At 33.2% G+C, this 8,286-nt stretch carries 8 protein-coding genes; 1 reads left to right on the top strand and 7 read right to left on the bottom strand.

Annotated features, from left to right (window positions below; genetic code table 11):
* Positions 1-7: 7 nt before the first annotated feature.
* Complete coding sequence (locus WBY99_RS08160; RefSeq protein ID WP_423975839.1) at positions 8-1,795, top strand: MutS-related protein; 1,788 nt, start codon at positions 8-10, stop codon at positions 1,793-1,795.
* 50 nt (positions 1,796-1,845) lie between these two features.
* Here the strand turns inward: WBY99_RS08160 and WBY99_RS08155 are convergent, their stop codons facing one another.
* From WBY99_RS08155 to WBY99_RS08125, 7 genes are all read right to left on the bottom strand, one after another.
* Positions 1,846-3,144: a DEAD/DEAH box helicase gene (locus tag WBY99_RS08155; protein ID WP_423975838.1), complete on the bottom strand. Its 1,299-nt coding sequence runs from the start codon at positions 3,142-3,144 to the stop codon at positions 1,846-1,848.
* 166 nt (positions 3,145-3,310) lie between these two features.
* The gene (locus WBY99_RS08150) at positions 3,311-4,054 is read right to left on the bottom strand and encodes a LytR/AlgR family response regulator transcription factor (protein ID WP_423975837.1); all 744 of its coding nucleotides are present in this window, start codon (positions 4,052-4,054) and stop codon (positions 3,311-3,313) included.
* A 9-nt stretch (positions 4,055-4,063) separates the two neighbouring features.
* Entirely contained in the window at positions 4,064-4,624 is a 561-nt protein-coding gene (locus WBY99_RS08145) for a methyltransferase family protein (RefSeq protein ID WP_423975836.1), read from the bottom strand.
* A 1-nt stretch (position 4,625) separates the two neighbouring features.
* Positions 4,626-4,916: a 2TM domain-containing protein gene (locus WBY99_RS08140; RefSeq protein WP_423975835.1), complete on the bottom strand. Its 291-nt coding sequence runs from the start codon at positions 4,914-4,916 to the stop codon at positions 4,626-4,628.
* 1 nt (position 4,917) lies between these two features.
* Entirely contained in the window at positions 4,918-5,190 is a 273-nt protein-coding gene (locus tag WBY99_RS08135; RefSeq protein ID WP_423975834.1) for a 2TM domain-containing protein, read from the bottom strand.
* Between the two features lies 1 nt (position 5,191).
* Positions 5,192-6,511 carry a 2TM domain-containing protein gene (locus tag WBY99_RS08130; RefSeq protein WP_423975833.1) on the bottom strand — a complete coding sequence of 440 codons (1,320 nt, stop codon included), beginning with the start codon at positions 6,509-6,511 and terminating at the stop codon, positions 5,192-5,194.
* A 143-nt stretch (positions 6,512-6,654) separates the two neighbouring features.
* A partial coding sequence (locus WBY99_RS08125; protein ID WP_423975832.1) for a carboxy terminal-processing peptidase occupies positions 6,655-8,286 on the bottom strand: 1,632 nt, incomplete at its 5' end.

The following is an 8,286-nucleotide window of genomic DNA, read 5'->3' as shown; positions in this document are numbered from 1 at the left end:
AAATTAAATGGAAGAACTAGAATTACTACTTTCTGAAAAAAAGGAAACCTTACAAAAATTAAAGAAAAAATTAACCATTTTAGGTTGGATTCGAGTTGCCGCTTTCGTTTCTATTGCTTATTTTTTATTACAATATTTCATCTTTGAAAGTGGTTTGCTAAGTCATTTATATTTAGGAATTTTCTTCATCATATTATTTTTTATTTTGGGATATTTCCTTTTAAATGTAAAACAGGAATTACAATTTTATAAAAATTACCTTCACATTGGAGATGAAATTATCACCAAAACAGAATTCGAAACAGGCCTTGATTTTGAGGAAAATATCGACAATCACCCTTTTGCAAAAGATTTGGATATTCTGGGCAAAAACTCACTCTTCAGTTATATTAATTATTGTGAAACGGTTTTAGGTAAAAATAAACTGAAAGATTTCCTTCTAAATTTAAACATTAACAAAGAAAAAATAATTCTTAAGCAAAAATCAATTGACGAACTTTCCCAAAAAACAGAATGGTATATTCATTTTCTTACTTTATCTAAATCATTGAATATCAATGGTAAAATAAAACATCCAACAAAGAAAGAACCCGTTTTTAAAAATGCAGTTTTAGCAAAAATTGCAGTTGTTGTAATTCCTGTTCTAACTTTCGGTGTTTTATTTTCTTTAGCGTTCATCAGTATTCCATCTTTATATTTGACTTTAATTTTTGTTGGAATTTTTGCATGTTCGAGGATTATTTTAATGTTTTATGCAGGAAAAATAAATGCAATTTCAGAAACTTTATCCTTTAATTCTGAACAATATGAACAGTTTTTAGCGGTATTTTCTCACATCGAAAATGAAAATTTCAATGAAGAATTAAATCTAGATCTTCAGAAAAAATTCATTTCCGGTAAAAGTAAATCTTCAAGAAAAGAAATCGAAAAACTGGCTCGTTTACTCAGAAATTACGAAAGTGGACAAAGCAATATCGGCGTAATTCTGAATAATTTTTTCCTTTGGAAATTGAATTTTGCATTAAAAATTGAAAATCAAGTTAAAAATATTGAGCAAGATTTGCCGCAATGGTTTGATGCTTTTGCGGAATTTGAAGCCTTAATTTCTTTGGGAATTTTTAAGTTTAAAAATCCAGATTATATTTTGCCCGAAATCTCTGAAAGCGGCTCCAAATTTAAAACAGAAGGAATCATTCATCCTTTATTATTTCAAACGGAAGTAGTTTCTAATCATTTTAAAATCAATCAAAATACAGAAATTTCTATTATCACCGGCGCAAATATGACGGGAAAATCTACGTTTCTGCGAACGGTGGGAATTAATTTAGTTTTGGCAATGAATGGTTGTCCCGTTGCGGCGAAAGAATTCAGTTTTATTCCGATGAAACTTTTTACGTCGATGCGAACGAGCGATTCTTTAAATGACGGAACTTCTTATTTTAACGCAGAAATTCTTCGACTTAGAAATTTGGTTGAAAATTTGGAAAAAAGCGAACCTCAATTTATTATTTTAGATGAAATTTTAAAAGGGACCAATTCTCAGGATAAACTCACAGGTTCAGAATTATTCCTAGAAAAATTAATGAAAAGCAAAACGCTTTTTTCCTGCCTTATCGCCACGCACGATTTGGAACTCACAAAAATCGAAGAGAAATTTCCTGCGAAAATTAAGAATTATTGCTTTGAATTAGAGCAAATAAATGGCGAGTTAGAAACCGACTATAAACTTCAAAACGGCGTTACCAAAAGCATGAACGCAATTTATCTGATGAAGAAATTTGGAATTATTGATTAGCAATTGTTTTAAATAACATTCAAAACAATTGCTTTTCAGGTCGAAATTCTCTATTGATTATTCTCTGCCAAATAATTTGAAAGGACTTTATCAACCAATTCTTCTTTCGTCAAATGATGAAATATGGTTTTTATTTGTTGCTTTACTTCTTCTGGAATTTCGCGATTGGGTTTTGTTTTGAAGACTTTTTTTGCCCAAACCAAAGTGTTATTCCATTCAATATCTTCGGCATTTGCTTTTTGGATCGGTTTAAAATGAATGCCAAGTTCAGCTTCAAAACCAGCGATTTCTTTTACTTCATCTTCTTGAATAATAGTCATCGAAAGTCCTTTTGCTCCAGCTCTTCCGGTTCTTCCGCTTCGATGTACGTAAGCTTCGTGCGTGTCGGGTAAATGATAATTCACGACATAGGCTAGTTCTTTCACATCAATTCCTCGTGCTACTAAATCGGTGGCAACCAAAATATCAATATAACCTTCGCGGAACTGATCCATAATACGATCTCGAATTCCCTGCGTTAAACTCCCGTGTAAAGCGCCTGAAGAGATTTTTCGAATCGCAAGATTTTTTGCTAATTTATTTACAGCTGCTTTGGTTTTGCAGAAAATAATTCCTCTTCCTCCTTCCTGCGAATTTAAAAAATGCAAAAGCACATCGAGTTTTTCAATGGGTTCCACCACAATATATTGATGATCAATATCTTCATTTCCCAAAATCACCATATTGGAATCGACGGAAACTGCGTTTTTCGACATGTAATTGTGAACAACATCTTTCAGTTCGCCCGGCATTGTGGCACTGAATAAATAAGTATGGCGATTTTTTGGCATTGCTTTCAAAATCGGCATCAAATCTTCTTTTAAAGCTTGAAACATTTCATCAGCTTCATCTAAAACTAAGTTTTGTAAAGATTTAATATCTAATGCTCCTTTTTCTAATAAATCCAAAAATCGCCCAGGAGTTGCCACAATAATATGCGCTGGAGATTTCAATTCTTCGATTTGCGATTTCACGGTATTTCCTCCCGTAAGCAAAACAATCGAAACTTCAGGAATATATTTAGCAAAGTCTTTTAGATTATTGAAAATCTGCTGACTGAGTTCCCTTGTAGGCGATAAAATAACGGTTTGGGTATTCTTGTTTTCAATATTTACCAGCTGCAAAAGAGGCCATCCAAAAGCGGCAGTTTTACCAGTTCCGGTTTTGGCGAGTGCAACAAGATCCTCATTTTGATCGAGAATAATCGGAATCACTTGTTCTTGAATATCTGTAGCTACCGTTATTTCTAAATCGGCTAAAGCTTTTTGAAGTTGATGAATAATTCCTAAGTCGGAGATCAATCTAGACATGCTTATTTTTTTTGCAAAGATAACCACAGTTTTCGTGAATCGATTGATCTCGCATTATAATTAGAATATTTATTTTCTCCTAAGGAGATGACTAACCAAACGACCTATGCTTTTATTAAAATTATAAAGTGATTTCTCGAACCAAAATTCAATTTATGTTCTACCCTTAATTAGACAACCAATCTTTGAAATCCTTTACCCGATCGCGACTCACGGTAATTTCATTTTTCGGCTGAAACTCCATTTCTACTTTGTAAAAAGGCGAAGTATGAATATTTTTAATAAAATCTGAATTGATGATGAACTGGCGATTTACCCGGAAAAATTTCTTGTCATCGAGCACTTCATTTAATTCATCTAAAGTAAAATCGGTGGGGAAAGTTCGTTCTTTGGTTTGAAGATAAACGATTTTGTTTTCGCTGAAAAAACAAGAAACCTCATCGGTATTTACAATCTTTAAATTATAACCAATTTTAACCAAAATTCGTGAGAGTTTTTGTTTTTCCCCCTTAATTAAAGATTTGATTTCCAATGAATTACTAGATGATTCTGAAGGTAAGAAACTTTTGAATTTATTGATGGCTTTTTCCAAATCTTCTTCCATAATCGGTTTCAAAAGATAGTCGATGGAATTGAGTTTAAAAGCTTTCAAAGTATATTGATCAAAAGCCGTGGTGTAAATCATAAAACTCTTGGTCGGAATTTTTTCAAAAATATCAAAAGACAAACCGTCTCCTAAAACGATGTCTGAAAATATCAAATCCGGATGTTGATTTTCAGAAAACCAAACAAGGCTTTCGTCCACCGAATGCAACGTTGCAACTAATTCTAAATCAGCAAATAAACCCAATAATCTTTCGAGTTTTCTGGCGGCAGGTTTTTCATCTTCAATGATGATCGTTTTTATCATGTTTTAAAATTAGTAAATAAATGGAATAAGTCTTTTAGTTCTCTTCATATAATTGGTATAATCTTGTCCAAACATCTCTGTTAAAGCCTGTTCTTCAATTTTAATTCGGTAAAGGAACATTACAAATACGGGAATTAAAAGAATGATTGCCGAAATATAATTGTTGAGAATAATCGCCAAACCAACAAAAGTAAGCAATGAAAAAGCATAAGAAGGATGTCGAACATATTTGTAAAAACCATCGGTTTTCAACTGGTGATTCTGCCTAATGGTAACATCTACAGTGAAATATTTTCCTAAATTATACACGACCATAAGCCTGAAAACTACGCCTAAAATTAGAAAAATTAAACCTAACACTCGGATTTTTATATTCTCATAAAAAGGAAACTGAGTTGCTCTTGCAACAAAAATTCCGAAGAAAATACTGAAACCAATGACCAGCCATAATCGCGAAAGGGATTTTTTGTCTTTGCCTTTTGCGTCTGCACTTCCGGATCTCATTTTTAAGAGGAGAAAAATTTCTGACATTCCCCAAAGAACCAATATAATATTTGTTATCGTATCCATGTTATTTATTTTTATCCATTAATTCTCGAATTTTTCTTTCTTCCCAGTCTTTGCCAAAGAAAACATTAGGCACAAAAACGCTGATTCCGTGGGCGAAAAGACCAATTCCCCAGAAAATCGCAGTCCAATAATTATTCATATTCGAAAAAGCTTCACCTTCTTGATGATTTTGTGCAATGATAAATAAATTCACCAAAACGTAAACCGTGGCATGAATGTAAAATCCTTTTAGTCGTTTTATCTTTTTTTTAGCTTCTAAATACTTGATATTGCCTTCGTTATACGTTTCCATTTTATTGATTTTTAAGTTCTTTCTTAATCATATTATTTTCCCAATCCGAATTCAGTAAAAAAAGTTTTACCGCCTTTATTGTTAAAATAATTCCCCAAATAATAAAAATAAAAGATACTCTATTTTGGGTGAAAACATTTCCAGTTTTGTAAAAATGATAGAAAGAAATCGACCCTAAAATGATAATAAATAAAAATAAGTTTCGGTAAAATTTCTTTAAAGCATCCACCCTATTTTTTGCGTTCTGGTATTGTATTTCAGTGAGATTTTCCATGTTAATTATTTTTGTTTTTTTCTTTATTTAAAATTTTCTGAATTTGCTTTTCTTCCCAGTTTCTGCCAATCCCGAAGGTTTGCAAAGCATGTGAAGCCACGCCAATTCCCCAACCCAACATCGGCCACCAAAACCAATAATATTTTGGAGAAGTTTGAAGATTCACGAAAATTAAAAACGGAATTACCAAACAATAGGAAATGAGATTTCCGTAGAAACCTTTCAGTTCTCTCACTCTTTTCGAGGCTCTTTCGTAAGCCATCGATTCTTGTGTGGGTTGTGTTGCCATTGCTGAAATTTTTTGTGTTAATATTGGAATTTTCACCCGAAAAAAATCGTTGGATTTTTCGATGAAAACGTTTTGTTTTGTTAATAAGGAATAGCGTTGAACAATATTGGAAAGCCCAATTCCGGCGCTTTCTTTTACCTGTTCTCTTTGCTGTAAATTGTTTTCGATAAAAAGATATCCATTTTCAGAATAGATCTTTATACTCAATGGTTTACTGGAAGTTGCAAAATTATGTTTGATGCAATTTTCTAAAAGCAGCTGCAACGATAATGGAACAACGTACGATTTCAGATTTTTTTCATTAACATTAAAGTCGAAAGTCACACTGTCTTCAAATCTTGTTTTTAATAAATCACAGTATGTTCTGGCAAATTCTATTTCTTCTTCTACGGTCACTAGTTCTTTGTCTTTTTGTTCCAAAACATAGCGGTAAATCTTCGACATCGAAGCGGTAAATCTTTGTGCCTGATTGGGGTTTTCATCGATTAAAGAACTTAAAACATTTAAAGAATTAAAAAGAAAATGAGGGTCGAGTTGGTTTTTTAAACTTTCAAATTGTGCGTTGGCAGAAGTTGCAATAATTTTTTGTTCTACGACTTCTTTTCGAGATTCATTTTTCCATGCCAACATGAAACTTCTTGCATGCAGAATTGCAGAAATAAGCAATGCTAAATTGATGAAAAACCAATTAATAAAGCCATAATCACCAGAGAAAAACTTGCTTGGCTTTACTTTTTGTATGATTACAAAATTAACATAATTACAGAACAGAACAGAAATTACAGTCACAATTACGGTAAGCGTAACGCCATAAATAATCCTTTTTCTGGTCTCCGAAATCCAATCCCATTTTTTATCCAAATATGCATTCAAATATCCTTGCCCTAATGCGTTAACAAAGGTGTACATTGTCGAAATCATGAAAGCAAGCCCAATCATTCGCCATGAAAAAACGGCTGGCTCAATAACACCAAATATTATAGTACAAATAATGATAATCCAAATACACGAAATATAAAGCCTTCTATTCATTTCATTAAATTCTTATACAAATGTAACGGTGATTAAAGGTAAATAAAATATTTTTTTACTGAACGGTAAATTTTAGTCACTGAAGGGCAAAAAAAACAACCACCGAATAATCCGATGGTTGTTGTATCATTAATTTTAGCAATTTATTTCATTTCTGAAATGACGTTTATTGCTTCCTGAAGGTATAAATCCCTTTGAAGATTCTTGGTCCAGTTCTCCGTTTTTTTGGTGAAAGCTTCGTCGGTTTTTTCACGAACTGCTTCATCTGGATTTAAGGTAAATGTTAGTCCATTATTGAATTTTTCTAAACCTTTGAACTTCTTAATTTGCGATTTTCTGGTTTTCATCACTTCATTGAATTTTGTTTGATTCAGCGAAATAGTTTCCTCTTTATCGAGATTTTCTTTCCACTGCGCAGATTCCTGGATCAATTGGTAGGTTTTGTTGTTTTGAAGTCGAGCTTCCATTCCTTTTTGCAAAGCTGCCACCGAGAAATAATTTACAGGCTGATAAGCTGCCGCTGGAATCTTGTCCCAAGCCAAAGCATACTCATCGTATCGCTCGCCAATTTCGGCATAAGTGAAGAAATCTTTCATTTGAATATCAGATACAATTCCTTTTCTTTGATTGGATTCCCCTGAAACTCTATAAAATTTTTGAATGGTCAATTTTAAAGATCCAAAATCATCAGTCGTATTTAAAAATCGGTTTAAATCAACGAAAGTTTGCACGGTTCCTTTTCCGAAAGATTGTGGCGAACCGATAATTAAACCTCTGCCATAATCTTGCATTGCGCCAGCCAAAATCTCTGATGCCGATGCGGAAAGTTCGTTTTGCATAATCACCACTGGACCAGTCCAAAGCGGTGTGGTAGTTTTATTTTTTAGGGTTTGAATTTTTCCATTGCCATCTTTAACTTGAACATAAGCGCCAGCGTTCATAAACAAGCCCATAATATCGCCGACTTCAGTTAAACTTCCACCACCATTATTTCTGAGATCGAGAACGATTCCTTGAACATTTTGAGCTTTTAATTTAATCAGTTCATTTTTAATGTCATCAGAAGCGTTTCTTCCTTTCGGGTCTTCAAAATCTGCATTGAAACTTGGCAGATTAATGAATCCATATTTTTTTCCATCAGGAGCATTCACAATGATACTTCGGGCAAAAGTATCTTCGATCGCTACTTCCTCTCGAGTCATCGTCACTTCTTTGATTGATTTATCTTTTTTCTCCACAGTCAAAACAACTTGGGTTCCTTCCTTACCACGAATGAGTCTCACGGCTTCATCCGCAAGCATTCCCACGACGCTCACCGCATCTTCGTTCGGGCTAGATCTTACCTTTAAGATTTTGTCACCTGCCGAAAGTTGTTTTGATTTCCAAGCGGGTGCGCCAATCGTTAATTCTCCTAAATAAAGGTTACCTTTCTTTTCCTGAATAATAGCGCCGATTCCTATAATTTTTCCTTTGAATTGAGTATCGAAATCTTCCTTATTCTTCGGAGAATAATAGTTGGTGTGTGGGTCGAAAACTTCGGTATAAGCATTCATATAGACTGTAAACCAATCCATCTTATTTCTTTTCTTAAACCTGCGGAAAGTATCTGTAACCAAGTCTTTCACTTCATCGGTTGCTTTAATTCGTTTTTGTTCCGGAGTTAAAATTTCTAACTTGATGGTATCTTTTAAATTAAATTTCTGAACCGAATCTTTTTTTATTTTCTGTATTTCTTCTTTCGCCGTTAAAGATTCTATTTCTTGCAGAATATTATA

Source organism: Kaistella sp. (assembly GCF_049588135.1).
Taxonomy (GTDB): Bacteria; Bacteroidota; Bacteroidia; order Flavobacteriales; family Weeksellaceae; genus Kaistella.
Note: the sequence above shows the minus strand (reverse complement) of the source record. Positions and strands in the feature narration are given on the sequence as shown.